The sequence below is a fragment of the uncultured Campylobacter sp. genome (assembly GCF_938031315.1).
GTDB lineage: Bacteria > Campylobacterota > Campylobacteria > Campylobacterales > Campylobacteraceae > Campylobacter_B.
On record NZ_CALHHT010000440.1, the window covers coordinates 1 to 1325 of the forward strand.

The following is a 1325-nucleotide window of genomic DNA, read 5'->3' on the forward strand; positions in this document are numbered from 1 at the left end:
GGCGCTGCTGCTGCCTGCGTGCGCGTGCGGGATGCTAAGCACCGCCGTGCTAAATCTAAACAACATGCGCGACGTCCAAAACGACGCGCTCAAGGGCAAGCGCACGATCCCCGTTCGTATCGGACTGAGCGCGGCCAAGCGCTACCACTACGCGCTGATCGCGGGCGGGGCGGGTCTGATGCTTTGCTACTCACTTTTGCGCGGAGATTCAGGCGCAAAACTGCTCTACGCGGCAAGCTTTGTGCCGCTTATTTGGCACCTATTTTTCGTATCGAAAGTGCGGGAGTGCCGCGACTTCGACGGACAGCTAAAGGTCGTTGCGCTCTGCACATTTTCGATGTCGGCGCTGTTTTTTATCGGAGAAATTTTGAGCTAAATTAGGCGCGCCGATGAAATTATACGGCGGCATCGCGGCAAAATTCTCTCGCGCGCAGGAAACACTCCACGCGAGAGCCCTCCCAATCTGAGATAAATCCATTTTGCGCGCGGCAAGGCACTCTGCGACAAGCTAGCTCAATAAGAACGTTCGCAGCACCCGTCCGTCCGCCTAATGCGCAACGCGATAAAGCTCAAAAAAACAACTACAAAATCTTCGCATAAATCGCGCTGTTTCGTACCATAAAACCTATCGGGAGCTATTTTAGATCTATGCAAGCTGCCGCGTCATTGCTTTAATTATCTGTCATTGACGGTACGCCGCCCGCCTTTTGCGTTAAATTTTAAAAACAAGCGTCACTTTTGCAAAAGTCCCACGTGTTCGACGTGGGCGGTTTTACGCTTATTGCGCGGCGGCAGAATTTGGCCCATTAGAGCAAAATCGATACTTGCGGCTGCGTTGTATGAGCGTATACATGACACTTTTAGCGCGCCAGACCTCGCATCCGCCGGGTCGAACTTCATCTTTACGGCGCAAATCACGTCACGCGGCGGTAGTTTGACTGCAAATGCTGCTCGAGCGCTCCCCTTGCGCCATAACGGCTCTAAAATTTACTAAATTTCACGCACCGCCCTGCCACCTAATGCCAAACCTACGCAAGCGGCTCAGCTTTAATTTACTCGCTTTGGATGCGCGCCGTCTTGCGCCAAAATTGGTGCTGCAAACCTGGAATTTTATTAATTATATGAAACTGTCCAGTGGGTGTGTAGAATTTGGCCGTAGATTAAAATAAAGCGACCCCGGGACGCGTTGCCGAGGCCGCTAAATTTAAAATTTTACTTCTCAAACGCCTTTTCTAGGCTAAACGGAAACGCCTGATAGCCCATCGCGTTAGTCATTTTGATTTCGATTGACGGCTCTTTTGCGCCCCATTCAAACTCGTTGATGT

1 protein-coding gene is annotated in these 1325 nt (G+C 51.3%); it reads left to right on the top strand.

Annotation, left to right across the window (positions count from 1 at the left end; genetic code table 11):
• On the top strand, window positions 1-376 hold a 376-nt coding region (locus tag Q0236_RS10950), incomplete at its 5' end, for a prenyltransferase (protein WP_297917828.1).
• Window positions 377-1325 lie beyond the last annotated feature (949 nt).